Below are 19,854 nucleotides of genomic sequence, written 5' to 3' on the forward strand. Positions count from 1 at the left end.
TCGCTGTCAGGAGACGCCTCTCACAGCTCCAGCGGCCAGAACGGCCGGACCTCGACGCGCCCGAAGCGGGCCATCGGGTGCGCCGCCGCTCGCTCCAGCGCCTCGTCGAGGTCCGCGCACTCCAGCACGTCGAACCCGGCGATGGACTCCTGCGTCTCCGCGAACGGCCCGTCGGTGACCAGCAGCTGTCCCGAGCGGACGCGGACGGTGCGGGCGTCCAGCGCGGGCCGCAGCCGGTCGCCGAGGACGCTGAGGTTGCGACGGTCGTTCTCGCCCACCCAGTCGGCGATGTTGTCGTCCTCGGGGCGGTACGTCTCGGCGGTCGGGTCGTCGCAGATCAGGAGCAGGAAACGCATGGAGTCCTCCAGGTGGTGGTCGGGCCTTCATCTGATGGACGATCCTGCGGGCGTCGGATCGACACGATCGGGCGAGCAGTTTTCCTAGTGCAACGGTCGGGCGCGTGGCGCGCGGGGTCCGAACCGGGGCGCCCGGCTGGTCTGGGTGATCTCGATGAGCCGGATCACGCGCTGCCGATGACCCGCCCAGGGCTCCAGCAGGCGCAGCATCCCCGCGTCGTCCGTGCGGCTCCCGGTGAGCGCCCAGCCGACCAGGTGGGCCAGGTGGTAGTCGCCGACGGAGACCGCGTCGGCGTCACCCAGGGCGCGCGAGGCGACCTCCGCGACCGTCCACGGCCCGATGCCGCGCACCGTGAGCAGCCGCCGGCGCGCCTCCTCGACCGGCAGGTCCGCGCCCTCCTGCAGACGGTGTGCCACGACGGCGGCGCGCAGCACCGTGCCCGCCCGAGCCTCCTCGACGCCCGCCCGGCGCCAGTCCCACACCGGCACCTCGCGCCAGCCGGCGGCGGTCGGCGGCACCCGCATCGCGCGGGGAGCCGGACCGGGCGCCGGCGTGCCGTGCTGCAGCACCAGCCGTCGCCACGCCGCCTTCGCATCGAGCCCGACGACCTTCTGCTCCAGGATCGCCGGCACGAGCGCCTCGAGCACGTTGCCCGACCGCGGGATCCGCAGAGCCGTCCGGCTGCGATGGGCCTCGCGGACCACCGGGTGCAGCGACGCGTCGAAGCCGCTCGGGTCGTCGCGCGCGCCCAGGAGGTCCGGGACGTCGGCCAGCGCCCGCTCGGCACCGGGACCCCACGTCGTGGCGTGCACACCGTCGCTCCGCACGGCGAGGTGGCGGGTGGCCGGGCCGTCCGCGGTCGACGTCGCCTGCCAGACCGACCCGTCCGGCGCGAACCACCACGCCGGGTCGCCGCCGCCGCGCCGCAGCGGACCGAGGGTGAGCCGGACGTCGACGCGGTCGCGCGGACGGTAGACGGACACCCGACCCGCCTGCTCGTCGGTCGGCACGGTGGTCACCTCACCAACTATGCGCCGCACCGCCGACACACTGGGCCCATGACCATCCGCACGGGGATCTCCGGCTGGCGCTACGCACCGTGGCGCACCGTGTTCTACCCCGCCGGCCTGCCGCAGCGCCGTGAGCTCGAGTTCGCGTCCCGGCACCTCACGTCGATCGAGATCAACGGCTCCTTCTACGCCCTCCAGAAGCCGGAGAACTACGTCGCCTGGGCCTCCGAGACGCCAGACGGCTTCGTGTTCTCGGTCAAGGGCCCCCGCTTCGTGACCCACATGAAGAAGCTCGCGGACGTGCGGGTGCCGGTCGCCAACTTCTTCGCCAGCGGCGTGCTCGCGCTCGGCCTCAAGCTGGGACCCGTCCTGTGGCAGCTGCCCCCCAACCTCGGCTTCCACCCGGACCGGCTGGCCACGTTCTTTAACCTCCTGCCGCGCACCACGGCAGCCGCCGCCCAGCTCGCCTCCGAGCACGACGAGCGCCTCGACGACCGGGCGTGGACCACCACCGACGCCGACCGGCCCCTGCGGCACGTGCTGGAGGTCCGGCACGCGAGCTTCGAGGACCCGGCGTTCGTCGAGCTGCTGCGGGCCCACGGCATCGGCCTCGTCGTCGCCGACGCCGCCGGACGGTGGCCGGTGATCGAGGACGTGACCGCCGACCTCGTGTACGTGCGGCTGCACGGCGAGACCGAGCTCTACGCGAGCGGCTACGACGACGAGTCGCTGGACCGGTGGGCGACGAAGATCCGCGCGTGGGCGTCCGGCGGCGAGCCGGAGGGTGCGCGGACCCTGGCTGCTCCGGCCGAACCCGCCGCTGAGCGCGACGTCTTCGTCTACTTCGACAACGACCTGAAGGTCCGCGCCCCGTACGACTCGATGGCCCTGGCGGCCCGGTTGGGCCTGACGCCCGGCCCGTAGGTGCGGCGCCCGCGTCGAGATCGTGAGTTCGTCGCGAGAACGTCGGTGCGAACCCACGATCTCGTGCGCGGGCCACGATCTCACCGCCGGATCAGCGGCCCTTGAGGCGCTGGATCAGGCGGCGGTCGCGCTTGGTGGGGCGGCCTGCGCCACGGTCGCGCTCGCCCGGGACCACGTGCTCCTTCGGCAGCGGCGCGGGGGAGCGGTCCAGGTAGCAGGCCACCGCGACCGGAGCGCCGACGCGCTTCACGACGGTGCGCTGCACGACGACGATCCGCTCGCGCTCACCGCCGCGGACGTGCACCTCGTCGCCGGGGACCACCATCGTCGCGGGCTTCGCGCGGTCGCCGTTGACGCGGACGTGCCCGGCGCGGCACGCGGCCGCGGCGGCGGACCGGGTCGGGAACAGCCGCACCGCCCACGTCCACGCGTCCACGCGTGCTCGCGTCACCTCAGCCACCGCCCGAGCCTCTCACGCCCGCGCGAGCGGACCCACGGGTCGCGGCGCTGGTCGCCGGCCGGACGATCTCGCGTCGGCGAGGCGGTGCGGCCGTCGTCGTGCGGGGCCAAGCCGTCGGACACCGTCGAACCGCTTCCGCGGCGAAACGATTCGCGCCCCTGACCGGCGGGCGGATGCGCACCACGCTGCACCCTGGCGGGCGTGCGCCCGCCCCGCCCGGGCATCGTGGCTGCGGGCGGACGCGGACGGAGGACCCATGACGACCACGCTCGCGCGCCGACTGGCCGGCGCTCTCGCCGCCCTGGCGCTGCTCGTGACCGGCGCTCTCGCGCTGGCCGGCCCGACGGCCGCGGCAGACCCGGTGCGCATCATGACGCTCGGCGACTCCATCACCGGGTCACCCGGCTGCTGGCGGGCGCTGCTGTGGCAGAAGCTCCAGCAGACCGGCTACACGAACATCGACATGGTCGGCACCCTCCCGGCCCAGGGCTGCGGGATCACCTACGACGGTGACAACGAGGGCCACGGCGGCTACCTGGTCACCAACGTCGCGGCACAGAACCAGCTGGTCGGCTGGCTGTCGGCCACGCACCCGGACATCGTCGTCATGCACTTCGCCACCAACGACGTGTGGAGCAACAAGAGCCCGCAGGAGATCCTCGCCGCGTGGACGACGCTCGTGCAGCAGATGCGGGCGAGCAAGCCGACGATGAGGATCCTCGTCGCGCAGATCATCCCGGTGGCTCCGTCGAGCTGCAGCGACTGCCCGCAGCGGACGGTCAACCTCAACGCGGCGATCCCGGCGTGGGCCGCGGGACTGAGCACGTCGGCGTCCCCGATCACGGTCGTCGACCAGTGGACCGGCTGGAACGCCGCTACCGACACCTCCGACGGCGTGCACCCGAACGAGACCGGCATCGTGAAGCTGGCCGACCGGTGGTACCCGGCGCTGACCGCGGCCCTGAACGGCACCACGCCCACGCCGACCGCGACGCCGACGCCGACGGTCACCCCGACCCCGACGCCGTCGCCGACGCTCTCCCCGTCGCCGAGCCCGACGTTCACGATGCCCCCCGCGGACGGGTGCACCGCCACCTACACGGTCGCCAGCCAGTGGCCGGGCGGCTTCGTCGCCAACGTCCGCGTCACCGCCCGGGCCGTCCCGCTCACGGGCTGGAAGGTCGCCGTGACACTGCCGAACGGTGCCGTGGCCAACGCGTGGAGCTCGCAGCCGGTCACCTCCGGCAGCACGACGACGTTCACGGCAGCCCCGTGGAACGGGAACGTCCCGTCGGGCGGCTCCGTCGAGTTCGGCTTCCAGGGCACGGGCAGCCCGGCGACGTCGGCGGTCACCTGCGCGCGCGCCTGACACAGGAACTCGACGGGGTGTCGTGACGGTGCGTCGTCACCACACCCCGCCTCAGATCCCGACAGTCAGAAGAGTTCGTCGCACCGGGTGCGACGAACTCTTCCGGCTGTGCGGTATCAGGCGCGCAGCTCCAGGTAGCGGCTGATCAGGGCGCGCGTCGACGGGTCCTGCGCAGCCAGGGCTGCCGCGTCGCCCTGGACCGCCGGGGCGATCTCGAGCGCGAGCTTCTTGCCCAGCTCCACGCCCCACTGGTCGAACGAGTCGATGCCCCACACGACGCCCTGCACGAACGTGATGTGCTCGTACAGCGCGATGAGCTGCCCGAGCACGCTCGGCGTCAGGGAGGCCGCGAGGATCGACGTGGTCGGGCGGTTCCCGGAGAACACGCGGGCGGGCACGATGTCCTCGGCCGTGCCCTCGGCGCGGACCTCGTCGGCGGTCTTGCCGAACGCGAGCGCCTTGGTCTGCGCGAAGAAGTTGGCCAGGAACAGGCCGTGCACGTCGACGCCGTCGTCCGCCAGCGGGTGCGCCGGGTTGGCGACCGCGATGAAGTCCGCGGGGATGAGCCGCGTGCCCTGGTGGATGAGCTGGTAGAACGCGTGCTGGCCGTTGGTGCCGGGCTCGCCCCAGAACACCTCACCGGTCTGCGTGGTCACGGGGGTGCCGTCCCAGCGGACCGACTTGCCGTTGGACTCCATGGTCAGCTGCTGCAGGTACGCGGCGAACCGGTGCAGGTACTGGGCGTAGGGGAGCACCGCGTGGGTGTGCGCGCCGAGGAAGTTGACGTACCAGACGTTCAGCAGGCCCATGAGGACGGGGACGTTCTGCGCGAACGGGGTCGTCGCGACGTGCTGGTCGACGGCGTGGAACCCGGCCAGGAACTCGCCGAACGCGGCCGGTCCGACGGCGATGGCCAGCGAGGTGCCGATGGTCGAGTCGACGGAGTACCGACCGCCGACCCAGTCCCAGAACCCGAACGCGTTGGTCGGGTCGATGCCGAACGCGGCGACCTTGTCCAGGGCGGTGGACACCGCGACGAAGTGCTTGGCCACGGCGGCGTTGCGCGACTCGTCGTCGTCGGCCGTGCCCAGCTGCTCCCAGAGCCAGGTCCGGGCCAGGCGCGCGTTGGTGAGCGTCTCCAGGGTGCCGAACGTCTTCGACGCGACGATGAACAGCGTCGTGGTCGGGTCGAGGCCCTTGACCGTCTCCGCGAGGTCGCTGGGGTCGATGTTGGAGACGAACCGCACCTCGAGGCCGTCCTGCACGTACGGCTTGAGCGCCTCGTAGGCCATGACCGGGCCGAGGTCGGAGCCGCCGATGCCGATGTTGACGACCGTCGCGACGCGTGCTCCGGTGACGCCGGTCCACTCACCCGAGCGCACCTTGTCCGCGAACGCGTACATCTTCGCCAGCTCGGCCTGCACGTCGGTGTCGATGTCCTGCCCGTCGACGACGAGCGCCGGCTGTGCGCCCGCGGGCCGGCGCAGGGCGGTGTGCAGGACCGCACGGTCCTCGGTGACGTTGATGTGGTCCCCGCGCAGCTGGGCCTGCAGCCGGTCGGCCAGACCGACCTCGTCGGCGAGCCGGACGAGCAGGGCGAGCGTCTCGTCGGTGACCAGGTTCTTGGACAGGTCGACCGTGAGGTCCGCCAGCGGGAGGGTCAGGCGCGTGGCGCGCTCGGGGTCGTCGGCGAACCAGCCGCGCAGGTCGGGCGTGAGCGTCGACTCATGGACGCTGAGCTCCTGCCAGGCAGCGGTGGACGTGGCGTCGATCGGCGAGGTTGGCATGGGTCCACCGTATTGCGCGCGCGGGACCGGTCGCATCGGGCGTCCGCGGCGTCAGCCGTCGGGTGGCACTGCGAGAGCCGTTGCGGCGAACGGCGCGCGCGCTGGGGTGCCGGTCGCGATCGAGACGACGTCCAGGACCAGGCCGACGAGCCCGACGACCGCCGCGGCGACCAGCACCGTCCGCACGAGCATCCGCCCCGGCCTCCCCTGCCAGGTCCGTGCCAGCACGGGCACCTGCGCGACGACGAGGGCGACGATCAGCAACGGCACGGACACCGGGAACGACGCCAGGATCCCGAGTGCACCGACCGCCACCACGGCCACGTCCAGCCACGGTGGGCGGTCGTCGCCGTAACCGTGCCAGCGCTCGACGAGGACGGCCGCGAACCAGCCGCAGAACCCGGGGACCAGCGTGAACGCCACGACCGCGAACCACTGCGGACCCAGCACCCCGAAGTCGAACGACGTGGAGTCCTTCACGATGAGCGATCCGCCGAGCAGTCCCGCGACGACGCCGAACGTCGCCGCTCGCACCGAGGGCGGTCCGGGGAGTGCGAACCGTGCACCGACATAGATCAGCCCGGCCAGCGCGCCGAGGATCGCGACGACGATCAGCAGGAAGGTGGTGCCCTCGACGGAGATCACGCCGACCTCCGCCTGGTCGTCGGTGATGCGCCCGCGCGCGTGCGGTGAGGCTGCCGCGAGCACTCGCATGGCGAGCCGCGCCAGCACGCCGGTCGCGACGCCGGCGAGCAGCCCCGCGCCTGCTCCCACGGCGGCGAGCCTCGTCGTGTGGTTGACGATGTCGGCGCGCCGGTCGGACGCGGAGAGCGCGGCTGGAGCCTCGGACACGTCGACCTCCCGTCCGGGCGGGCGCGGCCGGCCCAGGGCCCAGCATCCTCCTCGCCGCATAGGTTGTGTCCATGTCGAGCATCCCCACCGCCGTCATCGCCGCGCTCACCCTGGTGGTCGGGTTCGCCGTCGCCGACCTCACCGGGGTGCGCGCCCTGGGCGGGGTCGTCCTGGTCGCGGGCGTCGCCTGGTGCGTGGTGCGGGCCCGGTCGGCGGGCTGGTGGCGTGTCGCGGCGGTCGTGCTGGTCGGCGCCGTGTGCTTCGCGTTCTCCCACCCGCTCGGTGGTGTGATCGGCGCCTGGCCGGCCGTCGTGATCGCTGCCCTCGTGCTCGGCGTCGCGACGTTCGCCCTGGTGGACCGGCCCGCGCAGCCTGCCCGCGTCGCGTGACGGCACTGCTGGTCTGCTGCGGCCTGGCGACGCTCGACGTCGTGCAGGTGGTCGACCGGCTGCCCGCCGCCGACGAGAAGATCGTCGCCCGCAGCCTGGACGTCACGTTCGGTGGCCCCGCGGCGAACGCGGCGGCGACGGCGGCGGCCCTCGGGGTCCGCACGGTGCTCGTGACGGCGCTCGGGACCGGGCCGGTCGCGGACCTCGTCCGCACCGGTCTCGCGGCAGCGGGCGTCGAGGTCGTCGACCTGCTGGACGGTCCGGGAACGCCGGCCGTCTCGACCGTGCTGGTGACCCAGGGGACGGGGGAGCGGGCCGTGGTCTCGGTCAACGCCGTCGGCGTCCGTGACCTGACCGGTCCGGCAGGGCGTCTCGACGTGCTCGTCGGCGCGACGACCCTGCTCGTCGACGGCCACCATCTCGGCGCCGCGGAGGTGCTCGCCGCCGACGCCGCCGGGCGAGGGATCCCGGTGCTCCTCGACGGCGGCAGCTGGAAGCCCGGGCTGGACGGGCTGCTCGCGCACGTCGACCACGCGGTGCTGTCCGCCGACTTCCGGCTGCCCGACGGGACCCACGACCTGCTCGACCGCGTCGCCGACCTCGGACCGCGTCTCGTGGCGCAGTCGGCAGGCGCGGGACCGGTCCGGGTGCGCACGGTCGACGCGGACGGTCGCCGCGCGTCGGCCGTCCTGCACCCGCCGGTCGTCCCCGCCGCGGAGGTCGTCGACACGCTGGGCGCGGGCGACGTGCTGCACGGCGCCACGGCCGCCTCGCTGGCGGCGGGCCACGACGTGCTCACGGCACTGGCCGACGGGATCGCGCGGGCGAGCGAGTCGGTGCGTCATCCGGGAGCGCTCGGCTGGGTGCCCTGACGGACGACGCACCTCTCGGCCGATCGGCCGAGCCGCGCGCGACCACGCGTCCCTAGGCTGCACCACGTGATCCCCGACGCCCTCCGTCCGTTCTGGACAGCCCCCCGAGCGCCCGGTGCACCCGCCCGGGTGTGGCGGGACTGGGTGCTCGTCGCCGTGCTGGTGCCGACTGCCGTGCTCGAAGCCGTCCTGCGACCCGGAGTGGTCTGGGGGCCGGTCGCACTGGTCCTGGCTCTCGTCGCGGTGCTGTCGCTGCTGTGGCGCCGGACCCACCCGCTGGGTGCGGTCCTGGTCGTGTTCGGCACGCTGATCGTGGTCAACACGGTGACCCTGGTGGGCGGGGTGGCCGAGCTGGGGCTCTACACGAACGTGTGCGTGATCGTGCTGCCGTACGCACTGTGCCGGTGGGGGAGCGGTCGGGAGATCGTGCTCGGGCTCGCGGCGGTCCTGGTGGCCGCGGCGCTCGGGATCGCCGGGGACTTCAACGGGATCGCGGAGGCCGTGCTCGGCGTGGTGTTCATCCTGGCGCCCGCGGCGATCGGCGCCTGGATCCGGCTCGCGTCCACGGCACGGCTGCGGGAGCGGGACCAGGTCCGGCTGCGGGAGCGGGAGCAGCTGGCCCGGGAGCTGCACGACACGGTGGCGCACCACGTGTCCGCGATCGCCGTGCGAGCGCAGGCGGGACGGGTGGTGGCGGCGACGGACCCGTCCGCGGCGCTCGACGCCCTCGTCGTGATCGAGGGCGAGGCGTCCCGGGCGCTCACGGAGATGCGTCTGATGGTCAGCGCGCTGCGCGACGACGACGCCGCCGAGCTGGCGCCCCAGCGCGGGGTCGCGGACATCGAGCGGCTTTCCGCCGGTGGTCCGCCGCGGGTCGCGGTCGAGCTGTCGGGCGACCTCGACGGCCTGCGGCCCGCCGTCGGTGCGGCGCTGTACCGGCTCGCCCAGGAGTCGGTGACCAACGCGCTGCGGCACGCCCGGTTCGCCTCGCAGGTGAGGGTCGCGGTGACGGCGGACGAGGAGTCCGTGCGGCTGACGGTCGACGACGACGGCGAGCTGCAGGGCCGCTCCGGGACTGGCTACGGGCTGGTGGGGATGACCGAGCGGGCGTCCCTCCTGGGCGGCACGCTCGACGCGGGGCCGGGAGCGGAGCGCGGCTGGACGGTCGTCGCGGTGCTGCCGCGGACGGGGGCGGTCGCATGACGATCCGGGTGCTCGTCGCGGACGACCAGGAGCTGGTCCGCACCGGGCTGTCGATGATCCTCGACGCGCAGCCGGGGATCGACGTGGTGGGCCAGGCTGCCGACGGACGGCAGGCGGTGTCGAAGGCGCGGGAGCTGCGCCCCGACGTCTGCCTGTTCGACATCCGGATGCCGGAGCTGGACGGCATCGAGGCCACCAGACGGCTGGCCGGACCCGACGTGGCGGACCCGCTCGCGGTGGTGGTGATCACCACGTTCGACCTGGACGAGTACGTGCACGGTGCGCTGAAGGCGGGCGCGCGCGGCTTCCTGCTCAAGGACGCCGGCCCGGAGCTCCTGGTCCAGGCCGTGCACGCCGCGGCCGCCGGTGACGCGCTCATCGCACCGAACGTCACGGTCCGGCTGCTCGCCGCGTTCGCCGCCACCGGGAAGCGCAGCCGGGTCCTGCCGCCCGTGGTGCCGCTGACCGTGCGGGAGGAGGAGGTGCTGCTCACGGTGGCCCGGGGGCGGACGAACGTCGAGATCGCCGACGAGCTGCACATCAGCCTGAGCACGACCAAGACACACCTGGGCAGCCTCATGGACAAGCTCGGCGCCCGGAACCGGGTCGAGCTCGCGATGTGGGCCTACGAGTCGGGCCGGATGGACTGACCCAGGGCGTCGCGCACCAGCGGTGCGACCTGCGTGCCCAGCAGCTCGATGGACGTCAGCGACTCCGCCTGCGGCACCCCGGACAGGTCCATCTGGAACGCCTGCCGGTCGTGCTGGAGCACGCCGTGCAGGGCCACGATGCGCTCCGCGACCTGCTCCGGTTCGCCGACGAAGTACGCGCCGCCGCGAGCGGCCTGCGACTCGTAGGAGATCCGGTTGGGCATGGCGAACCCGCGCTCCGAGGAGATCCGGCGCATGGACTCCAGCCAGTACGGGTAGAAGGAGTCGCGGGCAGCCTTGCCGTCCCGGGCCAGGAAGCCCATCCCGGCCACGGAGACGAACGGGGCCGCACGGGGATGTTCGGACTGATCGTGGGCGCGGCGGTACAGGTCGACGAGCGGGGCGAACTGGGCCGGCTGGCCGCCGATGATCGCGTAGCTGATGGGCAGCCCGAGCAGCCCGGCGCGCACCGACGACTGCGGGTTGCCGCCGGTCGCGACGGCGATCCGCAGGTGCTCGCCGTGCGGTCGCGGGAGCACGAGGGCGTCTTCCAGCGCCGGGCGGAACCGCCCCTGCCAGGTGATCCGCTCGGCCGCGTCGAGCCGCAGGAGCAGCTGGATCTTCTCGTCGTAGAGCTCGTCGTAGTCGTCCAGGGACGCCCCGAACAGTGGGTAGGACTCGATGAACGAGCCGCGGCCGGCGAGCAGCTCGACGCGTCCTTGGGAGAGCAGGTCCATGGTCGTGAACTGCTGGTAGACGCGCACCGGGTCCTCGGTGGACAGCACGGTCACGGCGCTGCCGACCGTGATCCGGGAGGTCTGCGCGAGGGCGGCGGCGATGACCGTCGACGGCGACGAGATGGCGTAGTCGGGGCGGTGGTGCTCGCCGATCCCGACGTAGTCGAGGCCGACCTCCTCGGCCAGCCGGATGCGTTCGAGCACGTCCCGGATGCGCTGGCCGGGGGAGGTGTCCCCGACGTCGCCGAACGTGTACATGCCGAGCTCCATACCGATGCGAACGCATGGACCGTACTGACTGTTCCCGGTGTTCCCGCAGGTGAGGGGCTCGCCGGTTGAATCGTTTCCGGCCCTGTCATCCCATGAGTCGGTCCGGTGAACGTCCGATCACGATGTGGTCACGGTCACAGATCAGAGTTGACATGGATTTGTAAGGAAGGTCTACTAACAAACGTGACAGCGACCACGCAGCCTCTCGCGGCAGCCCACGGAGTCGGTCGGGCCCTGCGCCCGACGGGCAAGGTGCTGCCCGAGCACGCCCGCGCGCACAACCGGTCGCTGGTCCTCTCGCACCTGTTCCACATCGGCCACGCCTCGCGCGCCGACATCGCCCGCAGCACCGGCCTGACCCGGGTGACCGTGTCCGGTCTGGTGGCCGCGCTGATCGCCGAGGGCCTCGTCGAGGAGCTGGGTGTCCGCGTCGAGGGGAAGGTCGGCAAGCCGGCCACGCTCGTCGGGATGCGGACCGAGGCGTTCCAGATCGTCGTGGTGGACCTCACCAACGACACGCACCTGCTCGGCGCGGTGATGACCCTCGTCGGCGCGGTGGCCGTCCGGCGGTCCGTCGCTCTCGACGGGCGGACCGGGCAGGACGCGGCGGACCTGGTGGAGAGCCTCTGCCGCGAGCTGCTGGCCGCGGCGACCTGCCCCGTCATCGGTGTCGGCATCGCGTCCCCGGGCGTCATCGACCTCGACGGCACGGTCGTCCAGGCGCCGAACCGGGGCTGGTACGACCTGCCTCTGGCCACGCGCCTCACGGAGAGCCTCGGCGTCCCGGTGCACGTCGCCAACGACGCCAACACCCGCGCGCTCGGCGAGTTCACCTACGGCTCCGCGGCCGGGTCCGGCTGCATGGTCGTGACGATCGGGGAGGGCGTGGGCGCCGGCATCGTCGTCGACGGCGCCCTCGTGCTCGGCCGGCACCACGCGGCCGGCGAGATCGGCCACGTCACGGTCGTCGACGGCGACGTGCGCGACGAGCCGCCGCTCGACTGCGCCTGCGGCCGCTCCGGCTGCCTCGAGACCGTGCTGAGCGTCCCGGCCCTGCGCCGCCGGACCGCCGGTCTGTCCACCGAAGACTCCGACGCCGCCCTGGCGTCGGTCGGACGGTTGCTGGGCATCGCCCTGGCACCCGTCGTCAGTGCGCTCGACCTCGCAGAGGTCCTGCTCTCCGGCCCCCCGGAGCTGCTGGACGGCGCTCTGCGCGAGTCTGCGCTCGCCACCGTCCGCGCACGCACGATGCCCGTCATCGGGCACGGACTGGCACTGCGGATGGGATCCCTCGACGAGGACGGGGCGCTCGCTGGTGCGGCTGTCCTCGTCCTGTCAGGCCAGCTGGGGGTCTCGTGACGACCCCCAGCCGGCCCACTGCAGGTCGGAATCACCACCCGGCGGCGCCGTCCGGCGCGCGCCTCGCTCACGGGAGGAACCCCAACGTGAAGATCCTACGTTTCGCGGCCGTCGGCGTGGCGGCCGCGCTCACGCTCACGGCGTGTGGCAACGGCGACGACGCCAGCGACACGCCCACCGACGCCGGCACGCCCGAGGCCGCCACGATCAAGCTGTGGCTCAACGGCACGGACACCCCGGACGCCCTGCGTGAGTACCTCACGACGACGTTCGAGTCGGAGAACCCCGGCTCGAAGCTCGTCATCGAGGAGCAGGACTGGAGCGGCCTCGTGCCGCGCCTCCAGACCGCGCTCGGCTCGGCCGACCAGACGCCCGACGTCGTGGAGATCGGCAACACGCAGTCGCCGACCTTCACCTACGCCGGCGCCTTCGCCGACATCTCGGACATGTACGACGAGCTGGGCGGCGACAACCTGCTCCCCGGCTTCGTCGAGGCCGGTAGCGCGGACGGCAAGTTCTACGCCGCCCCGTACTACTCCGGTGCCCGTGCGGTGTTCTACAACAAGGACGCGTTCGCCGCGGCCGGTGTCGAGGTCCCCACGACGCTCGCCGAGTTCACCGAGGTCGCCAAGAAGCTCCAGACGGACACGCAGTCCGGCTTCTGGTTCCCCGGCCAGGACTGGTACAACGGCGCCGCCTGGATCTACACCAACGGCGGTGACCTCGCGGTCCAGGACGGCGACACCTGGAAGGGTGCGCTCTCCTCGCCCGAGTCGATCAAGGGCCTCGAGGAGGTCCAGGACCTGTTCGCCAACGCGACCAACGCGCCGGCAGACAGCGACTCGAACGAGCCGTGGGTCCCGTTCAACGCGGGCCAGTCCGCCATGTTCTCCGCTCCCACGTGGGCGCGGTGGAGCATCGACCTGCCGCAGTGCAACAAGGCCGTCGACCCGGACGACACGTCCGACGAGGCCAAGGCGCTCCGGACCGAGCAGCAGGCCTGCAACGAGGAGCACACCGGGATCTTCCCGCTGCCCGGTCTGGACGAGGGCTCGGTCGCGAACGGCTTCGCGGGCGGCTCGAACATCGCCGTCGCGGCGAAGTCCAAGCACCCGGAGCTGGCCAAGAGCCTCCTGAAGATCATCTTCACGGAGGAGTTCCAGAACATGCTCGGCTCGAACGGCCTCATCCCGGGCAACACGGAGTACGCCGCCTCGATGGGTGACGACGTGTACGCCAAGGCAGCCGTCGCCGCCGCGCTCGACGCCAAGCTCACGCCGGCGGCCGAGAAGTGGGCCGACGTCGAGGGTGACCGCATCCTGGAGGACTTCTTCCAGCAGCTCGCCACCGGTGCGGACGTCAAGGAGGCTGCCGCGGAGACGGACCAGCTCCTCGAGGACGCGCTGAACTGATCACCACCCGGCCGGCCGTCACACACGGCCGGCCGGGCCCGGTGATCCACGAACCACCGGTCCGCCGCCTCGATCGGCCGACCACCTGATCCGGGCTCGACCGGGCCTGCCCACGCAGGCCGGCCCGGTCGTGCCACCAGACAGGAGCTCCACATGGCAGCCACTGCCCCCGCGCTGCAGCAGGACGACGCCGACGTCGTCTTCCCGCGCCGCCGCCGCCGCAAGCTCGGCGTGTACGGCCTGCTCGTCCCCGCCGCGATCCTCATGGGTGTCGCGCTCGGCTACCCGCTGGTCCGCCAGTTCGTCATCTCCTTCCAGGAGTACGGCCTGCGCCAGCAGTTCGGCCAGCCCGCCGAGTGGGTCGGCCTGCAGAACTACACCGACCTGCTGACCGACCCCTACGTGTGGACGGTCATCGGGCGCTCGATCGCCTTCTGCCTGGTCAACGCCGCAGTGACGATGCTGGTCGGCGTCGCCTTCGCGGTCCTCATGTCCCGGATCGGCAAGCCCTCCCGCATGACGCTGCAGGTGGCGCTGCTCCTCGCCTGGGGCACGCCGGTCCTCGCGTCGATGACGGTCTGGCAGTGGCTGTTCGACTCGCAGTACGGCGTCATCAACTGGGTCCTGAGCAACTGGTTCGGTCTCGAGGACATGGCCGGTCACTCGTGGATCATCGAGCCGCTGTCCTTCTACTTCGTCGCCACCGTCATCGTCGTGTGGATGTCCGTGCCGTTCGTCGCGTTCTCCGTCTACGCGGGCCTGCTCCAGGTGCCCGAGGAGACGATGGAGGCCGCACAGCTGGACGGCGCGTCCGCCCGGCAGCGGTTCTGGAACATCACGATGCCGATGGTCCGCCCGGTCCTGTCGATCGTCCTGCTCCTGCAGGTGATCTGGGACTTCAAGGTGTTCACGCAGATCTACGTGCTCCAGCGCGCGGGCGCCCCGACCCGCGAGACCAACCTCCTGGGCACCCTCATCTACTCCTACGCCGACGAGTTCTCGCTCGCGGGCGCGCTCGCCACGATCATGCTGGTCATCACGCTCGCCCTCACCGGGTTCTACATCCGGAAGATGCTGAAGGAGGACGAGCTGTGAGCGCCGTCACCACGCCCGCGCCGACCACCCTCGACCCGAGACCCCGCAAGCCCACCCGGTCGTCGGAGGCCGGTCGCGCCCAGTCGAAGGTCGGCCGCCGCGCGCTCGGCGTCCTCGCCGTCGTGCTGGCCGCGATGTGGGTCTTCCCCATCTACTGGATGATCAACAGCGCCTTCCTCCCGGTGAACAAGCTCCAGACCCCGGAGCCGACGTTCTTCCCCGCGGGCGGCACGCTGTCGAACTTCCGCCGCGTGCTGGACGACCCGACGTTCTGGGCCGCGATGCGCATCTCGCTGGCGGTCGTGGTCGTCGTCCTGGTCGCTGCGCTGCTGTTCGCCTTCCTCGCCGCGCTGGCCGTCAGCCGGTTCCGGTTCCGCGGCCGCAAGGGCTTCATCCTGACGATCCTGGTGGTGCAGATGATCCCGGCCGAGGGCCTGTTCATCTCGCAGTACCAGATGCTCGACGGCTGGAACCTGGTCAACAAGGTCGCGGGCCTGTCCCTCGTCTACACCGCGGCGATCCTGCCGTTCACGATCTGGATGCTGCGCGGGTTCGTCGCGGGCGTGCCGATCGAGCTCGAGGAGGCCGGGATGGTCGACGGGCTCTCCCGGACCGCCGCGTTCTTCCGCATCACGTTCCCGCTGCTGGCCCCCGGGCTCGTCGCCGCCGGCGTCTACGGGTTCCTGCAGGCCTGGAACGAGTACACCCTGGCCCTCGTCGTGATGACCGACCCCGCGCAGCGCACGCTGCCGCTGTGGCTGCAGGGGCTCGTCGAGTCCAACCGCGCCACCGACTGGGGCGTCGTCATGGCGGGCTCGGCCCTCATCGCGATCCCCGTCATCGTCTTCTTCCTGTTCGTGCAGAACAAGATGACGTCCGGGCTCGTCGCGGGTGCGGTGAAGGGCTGACGTGAGTACGCAGGGGATCCCGACGCCGCACTGGGCGCCGGTCGGGAGTCAGTGGTCGGTCGGTCTCGACGTCGGCGGCACCAAGGTGCTCGGCGTGCTGCTCGACGCCGACGGCGTGGTGACGCACCAGCTGCGGTCGGCGACGGTCGGGGGCGTGTCCGGTGTGGTGGACACGGCGGTCTCGGTGGTCGAGGAGCTGTGCGCGGGCGCCGGCATCCCGGTCGGTGAGCTCGCCGGGGTCGGCATCGGCCTGCCCGGCGTGGTCGACCCGTCCGACGGCACCGTCGAGCACGCCGTCAACCTCGGCATCGAGGAGCGCACCCCGCTCGGGTCGCTCGTCGCCGACCGGCTCGGCGTGCGGGTCCGCGTCGAGAACGACCTGACGGTGGCCGTCGTCGGCGCCGCGCACACGGTGGACGGCGGGCACGCGTCGACCCAGGACGCCGTCGTGCACGACCTCGCCTTCCTCGCGCTCGGCACGGGCCTCGCAGCCGGGCTGCTCCTCGAGGGTCGCCTGCGCCGGGGGTCGACCGGCGGTGCCGGGGAGATCGGGCACCTGACGCTCGTCCCCGACGGCCTGCCGTGCAAGTGCGGCCAGCTCGGCTGCCTGGAGCAGTACGCGTCGGGCTCGGCGCTCGACACGGCCTGGCCCAGCACGTACGGGCGCCCGGCGCCCGAGGAGCTGTTCGCGGCGGCCGAGGCCGGCGACACGGAGGCGATCGTGATCCGGGACCAGTTCGCCTGGGCGGTCGCCGCCGCGGTGCGGATCCTGGTGCTGACCTGCGACGTCGAGCTCGTCGTCATCGGCGGCGGCGTGAGCGCGCTGGGCCAGCCGCTGCTGCGGGCGGTCACGGCCGAGCTCGAGCGGGAGGCGCAGGCGTCCCCGTTCCTTGCCACCATGGGTCTGGCGCGGCGCGTGAGCCTCGCGCCCGCGGACGTGCCGGTCGGCGCGGTCGGCGCGGCACTGCTCGGTCGAGGGGAGTACGTCTGATGGAGGTCGTCATCGCACCGGCGCCCGAGCTGGGCCGGCTGGCCGCCTCGGCGGTCGAGCAGCTGGTGCGGGACCAGCCCGACGCGGTCCTGGGACTGGCGACGGGGTCGAGCCCGCTCGCGGTCTACGACGAGCTGGCCCGCCGGCACGCCGAGCACGGCCTGTCGTTCGCGCGGGTGCGTGCCTTCATGCTCGACGAGTACGTCGGCCTCGCCGCCGACCACCCGGAGCGCTACCGCAACGTCATCGAGAAGGAGATCGCGTCGCGCGTGGACTTCGCACCCGGTGCGGTGCAGGGTCCGGACGGCCTGTCCGACGACCTCGTCGGTGCGTGCCGGGCCTACGAGGAGGCCATCGCATCCGTCGGGGGGGTCGACCTGCAGCTCCTCGGTATCGGCACCGACGGGCACATCGCCTTCAACGAGCCCGGCTCGTCGCTCGCGTCCCGCACCCGCATCAAGACCCTCACGCGTCAGACGCGCGAGGACAACGCCCGCTTCTTCGGCGGCGACATCGACCAGGTGCCGCAGCACTGCCTCACCCAGGGGCTCGCGACGATCATGTCCGCTCGGCACCTCGTGCTCCTGGCCACCGGCCGAGGCAAGGCCGAGGCGGTGCACCAGCTGGTCGAGGGTCCGGTCAGCGCGATGTGGCCCGCGACGATCCTGCAGCACCACCCGCATGTCACGGTGCTCGTCGACGACGCCGCCGCGAGCCGCCTCCAGCTGGCCGACTACTACCGCGAGACGTTCGCGGCGAAGCCGGACTGGCAGGGTCTCTGAGCGCGGACGTGCCCGGGTCGTGTCGGCCTCCCGACGTACACTTCACGCCATGAGCGAGCCCCTGCCTCCGAGCACCGGACCCGACGACCCGTTCTCCTCGGACCCGGGCACGTCGACCAGCGTGCTGGAGCGCGAGGAGACCACGGAGCAGGTCGAGCCGGGCGATCACGAGCGGTTCGCGCACTACGTGCGCAAGGAGAAGATCCTCGACTCCGCCATCAGCGGCAAGCCGGTGATCGCCCTCTGCGGCAAGGTCTGGGTGCCGGGCCGGGACCCGAACAAGTTCCCCGTCTGCCCCGTCTGCAAGGAGATCTACGAGGGGCTGCGCGAGCCGCAGGACGGCGACGGCGACAAGAACGAGGGCGGCAAGGGCTCCGGCGGCGGCCGCAAGTGGGGCTTCGGCCGCAACCCCGGCAGCGGCGGCGCGTGACGGCCGCCCCGCGCCCGTCCTCCCTCCCCTCGACCCACGCGTCCTCGTCGGCGGCCTCCCAGCTGCCGCCGGCGTTCCCCGCGCGTGCGCCCTGGGGCACGGCGGGCAAGCTGCGCGCCTGGCAGGCCGAGGCGATCGAGCACTACCGGACGGCCAACCCGCGCGACTTCCTCGCGGTGGCCACACCGGGCGCCGGCAAGACGACGTTCGCGCTGCGGATCGCCACCGAGCTGCTCGAGGCGAAGCTGGTCCGTCGGGTGACCGTCGTCGCGCCCACCGAGCACCTCAAGCGCCAGTGGGCCGACGCGGCCGCCCGGGTGGGCATCACGCTCGACCCCAACTTCAGCAACGCCCAGGGCCGGCACGGCCACGGCTTCGACGGCGTCGCCGTCACGTACGCGCAGGTGGCCAGCAAGCCCGCGCTGCATGCCGCACGGACGGCCGCCGCCCCCACGCTGGTGATCCTCGACGAGGTGCACCACGGCGGCGACGCGCTGTCCTGGGGCGACGCCGTCCGGGAGGCCTTCGAGGGTGCCACCCGCCGGCTGGCGCTGACGGGCACCCCCTTCCGGTCCGACACCGCGGCGATCCCATTCGTGCGGTACGACCGTGACCGCGACGGGATCCGGCGCAGCGTCGCGGACTACACCTACGGCTACGGCGACGCGCTGCGCGACCACGTCGTGCGCCCGGTGATCTTCCTGTCCTACAGCGGCTCGATGCGCTGGCGCACCAAGGCGGGCGACGAGATCAGCGCCCGGCTGGGGGAGCCGCTGACCAAGGACATCACCGCGCAGGCGTGGCGGACGGCCCTCGACCCGAACGGGGAGTGGATCCCGAGCGTGCTCGCGGCCGCCGACCGCCGGCTGTCGGAGGTGCGTCGGGCCATCCCCGACGCGGGGGCGATGGTCATCGCCACGGACCAGACGGACGCCCGGGCGTACGCGGGCCACCTCGCGCGGATCACCGGCAAGTCCCCGACGGTCGTGCTGTCCGACGACGACGGTGCCAGCGACCGGATCGACGAGTTCTCCGCGGGGGACTCCCGCTGGCTCGTGGCCGTCCGGATGGTCTCGGAGGGCGTCGACGTGCCGCGCCTCGCGGTCGGCGTCTACGCGACCAGCACCGCGACACCCCTGTTCTTCGCGCAGGCGGTCGGCCGGTTCGTGCGTGCGCGCCGCCGGGGCGAGACCGCCTCGGTCTTCCTGCCGAGCGTCCCCCAGCTGCTCGCGCTCGCGAACACCCTCGAGCTGGAGCGCGACCACGCGCTGGACCGCCCGAAGACGCTCGAGGAGCAGGGCGTCGACGTCGGCCTGGACGACGGGCTGCTGGACGAGGCCAACCGCGAGCGCAACGGTGCCGACGAGATCGGGCCGGACGGCAAGCAGGGCGCGTTCGAGGCGCTGGAGGCGCAGGCATCGTTCGACCGGGTGCTGTTCGACGGCGGTGAGTTCGGAACGGGCGCCGAGATGGGGTCCGACGAGGAGCTCGACTTCCTCGGCCTGCCCGGGCTGCTGGACGTCGACCAGGTCTCCGCGCTGCTCCGGCAGCGGCAGGCGGACCAGATCAGCGGGCGCAAGAGGACCGCCTCGGCGGCGGACGCGCTGGCGGAGATGGACCACCGCAAGCAGGCGGAGCTGCGCAAGGAGCTCTCGCAGCTGGTGGGGGCGTGGGCCCGCAAGAGCGGTCAGCCGCACGGGTCGGTGCACAACGAGCTGCGGCGCCGGTGCGGCGGTCCGGAGGTCGCGCTGGCGGACCCGGACCAGCTCACGGCGCGCGTCGCGATGGTCCGTGGGTGGTTCGTCGGCAAGAAGTGACCGACGCGTTCATGAGCATCGCGCGATTACCTCTAGAACAGGTAAAGCCGCAAGGCCTGTCTCAGCATGCGGACCGGCTAATTCAGTGGTAAACCTGCAGGTCAGCGCCCTGGACGCGCGACCACATAGCAGTCCGGTTCCCTCGCGCAACTTTTCGCTCGACGTGCCGAGGTGCCCAGA

Annotated in this window: 20 protein-coding genes; 14 read left to right on the forward strand and 6 right to left on the reverse strand. The window is 72.5% G+C overall.

The genetic code is table 11. The features are described from left to right. Positions 1-20 precede the first annotated feature (20 nt). Together ASD16_RS18795 and ASD16_RS18800 are read right to left on the reverse strand one after the other, a co-directional pair. The gene (locus tag ASD16_RS18795; RefSeq protein WP_055921321.1) at positions 21-356 is read right to left on the reverse strand and encodes a YciI family protein; all 336 of its coding nucleotides are present in this window, start codon (positions 354-356) and stop codon (positions 21-23) included. An 84-nt stretch (positions 357-440) separates the two neighbouring features. After that, positions 441-1,376, reverse strand: a complete 936-nt coding sequence (locus ASD16_RS18800; RefSeq protein WP_369818000.1) for a DNA-3-methyladenine glycosylase — start codon at positions 1,374-1,376, stop codon at positions 441-443. Positions 1,377-1,415: 39 nt separating this feature from the next. Between ASD16_RS18800 and ASD16_RS18805 the strand changes: the two genes are divergently transcribed. Beyond that, positions 1,416-2,291, forward strand: coding sequence for a DUF72 domain-containing protein (locus ASD16_RS18805; RefSeq protein ID WP_055921324.1), 876 nt, complete (start codon positions 1,416-1,418; stop codon positions 2,289-2,291). Between the two features lie 91 nt (positions 2,292-2,382). Here the strand turns inward: ASD16_RS18805 and ASD16_RS18810 are convergent, their stop codons facing one another. Then, positions 2,383-2,751 (reverse strand): RNA-binding S4 domain-containing protein, encoded by a 369-nt coding sequence (locus tag ASD16_RS18810; protein WP_082570996.1) that lies wholly within the window; start codon positions 2,749-2,751, stop codon positions 2,383-2,385. A 256-nt stretch (positions 2,752-3,007) separates the two neighbouring features. On the opposite strand from ASD16_RS18810, the gene ASD16_RS18815 reads away from it, so the two are divergent. After that, positions 3,008-4,120, forward strand: coding sequence for a cellulose binding domain-containing protein (locus tag ASD16_RS18815; RefSeq protein WP_055921331.1), 1,113 nt, complete (start codon positions 3,008-3,010; stop codon positions 4,118-4,120). A gap of 116 nt (positions 4,121-4,236) precedes the next feature. Here the strand turns inward: ASD16_RS18815 and pgi are convergent, their stop codons facing one another. Continuing rightward, complete coding sequence (gene pgi, locus ASD16_RS18820; protein ID WP_055921334.1) at positions 4,237-5,907, reverse strand: glucose-6-phosphate isomerase; 1,671 nt, start codon at positions 5,905-5,907, stop codon at positions 4,237-4,239. Between the two features lie 51 nt (positions 5,908-5,958). Further along, positions 5,959-6,759 (reverse strand): hypothetical protein, encoded by an 801-nt coding sequence (locus ASD16_RS18825; protein ID WP_055921337.1) that lies wholly within the window; start codon positions 6,757-6,759, stop codon positions 5,959-5,961. Between the two features lie 71 nt (positions 6,760-6,830). Between ASD16_RS18825 and ASD16_RS18830 the strand changes: the two genes are divergently transcribed. From ASD16_RS18830 to ASD16_RS18845, 4 genes are all read left to right on the forward strand, one after another. Continuing rightward, positions 6,831-7,148 carry a hypothetical protein gene (locus ASD16_RS18830; RefSeq protein ID WP_055921340.1) on the forward strand — a complete coding sequence of 106 codons (318 nt, stop codon included), beginning with the start codon at positions 6,831-6,833 and terminating at the stop codon, positions 7,146-7,148. Beyond that, positions 7,145-8,020, forward strand: a complete 876-nt coding sequence (locus tag ASD16_RS18835; protein ID WP_055921343.1) for a PfkB family carbohydrate kinase — start codon at positions 7,145-7,147, stop codon at positions 8,018-8,020. Before ASD16_RS18830 ends, ASD16_RS18835 begins: the two co-directional genes overlap by 4 nt. A gap of 66 nt (positions 8,021-8,086) precedes the next feature. After that, a complete protein-coding gene (locus tag ASD16_RS18840; RefSeq protein WP_055921346.1) occupies positions 8,087-9,223 on the forward strand; it encodes a sensor histidine kinase in 1,137 nt (378 codons plus the stop codon). Then, positions 9,220-9,873 carry a response regulator transcription factor gene (locus ASD16_RS18845; RefSeq protein WP_055921349.1) on the forward strand — a complete coding sequence of 218 codons (654 nt, stop codon included), beginning with the start codon at positions 9,220-9,222 and terminating at the stop codon, positions 9,871-9,873. Before ASD16_RS18840 ends, ASD16_RS18845 begins: the two co-directional genes overlap by 4 nt. On the opposite strand, the gene ASD16_RS18850 is transcribed toward ASD16_RS18845, so the two are convergent. Then, positions 9,849-10,868 carry an LLM class flavin-dependent oxidoreductase gene (locus ASD16_RS18850; protein ID WP_235523423.1) on the reverse strand — a complete coding sequence of 340 codons (1,020 nt, stop codon included), beginning with the start codon at positions 10,866-10,868 and terminating at the stop codon, positions 9,849-9,851. The genes ASD16_RS18845 and ASD16_RS18850 overlap by 25 nt on opposite strands. Before the next feature lie 195 nt (positions 10,869-11,063). Between ASD16_RS18850 and ASD16_RS18855 the strand changes: the two genes are divergently transcribed. The 8 genes from ASD16_RS18855 to ASD16_RS18890 all read left to right on the forward strand — a co-directional run bounded on the left by ASD16_RS18855 (position 11,064) and on the right by ASD16_RS18890 (position 19,674). Further along, entirely contained in the window at positions 11,064-12,239 is a 1,176-nt protein-coding gene (locus ASD16_RS18855) for an ROK family transcriptional regulator (RefSeq protein ID WP_055921356.1), read from the forward strand. Positions 12,240-12,325: 86 nt separating this feature from the next. Further along, positions 12,326-13,651, forward strand: a complete 1,326-nt coding sequence (locus ASD16_RS18860) for an extracellular solute-binding protein (RefSeq protein WP_055921359.1) — start codon at positions 12,326-12,328, stop codon at positions 13,649-13,651. A 153-nt stretch (positions 13,652-13,804) separates the two neighbouring features. Further along, complete coding sequence (locus ASD16_RS18865) at positions 13,805-14,746, forward strand: carbohydrate ABC transporter permease (RefSeq protein WP_055921363.1); 942 nt, start codon at positions 13,805-13,807, stop codon at positions 14,744-14,746. Beyond that, on the forward strand, positions 14,743-15,654 hold the full coding sequence (locus ASD16_RS18870) for a carbohydrate ABC transporter permease (protein ID WP_055921366.1): 912 nt from the start codon (positions 14,743-14,745) through the stop codon (positions 15,652-15,654). The genes ASD16_RS18865 and ASD16_RS18870 overlap by 4 nt, the downstream gene beginning before the upstream one ends. Before the next feature lies 1 nt (position 15,655). Beyond that, positions 15,656-16,645 carry an ROK family protein gene (locus ASD16_RS18875; RefSeq protein WP_235523424.1) on the forward strand — a complete coding sequence of 330 codons (990 nt, stop codon included), beginning with the start codon at positions 15,656-15,658 and terminating at the stop codon, positions 16,643-16,645. Then, positions 16,645-17,427: a glucosamine-6-phosphate deaminase gene (nagB, locus tag ASD16_RS18880; protein WP_055921369.1), complete on the forward strand. Its 783-nt coding sequence runs from the start codon at positions 16,645-16,647 to the stop codon at positions 17,425-17,427. Before ASD16_RS18875 ends, nagB begins: the two co-directional genes overlap by 1 nt. 49 nt (positions 17,428-17,476) lie before the next feature. Further along, complete coding sequence (locus ASD16_RS18885; protein WP_055921372.1) at positions 17,477-17,857, forward strand: DUF3039 domain-containing protein; 381 nt, start codon at positions 17,477-17,479, stop codon at positions 17,855-17,857. Then, a complete protein-coding gene (locus tag ASD16_RS18890; RefSeq protein ID WP_055921785.1) occupies positions 17,854-19,674 on the forward strand; it encodes a DEAD/DEAH box helicase in 1,821 nt (606 codons plus the stop codon). The genes ASD16_RS18885 and ASD16_RS18890 overlap by 4 nt, the downstream gene beginning before the upstream one ends. Positions 19,675-19,854: the final 180 nt, after the last annotated feature.

Source organism: Cellulomonas sp. Root485 (genome assembly GCF_001426705.1).
Lineage (GTDB): Bacteria > Actinomycetota > Actinomycetes > Actinomycetales > Cellulomonadaceae > Cellulomonas.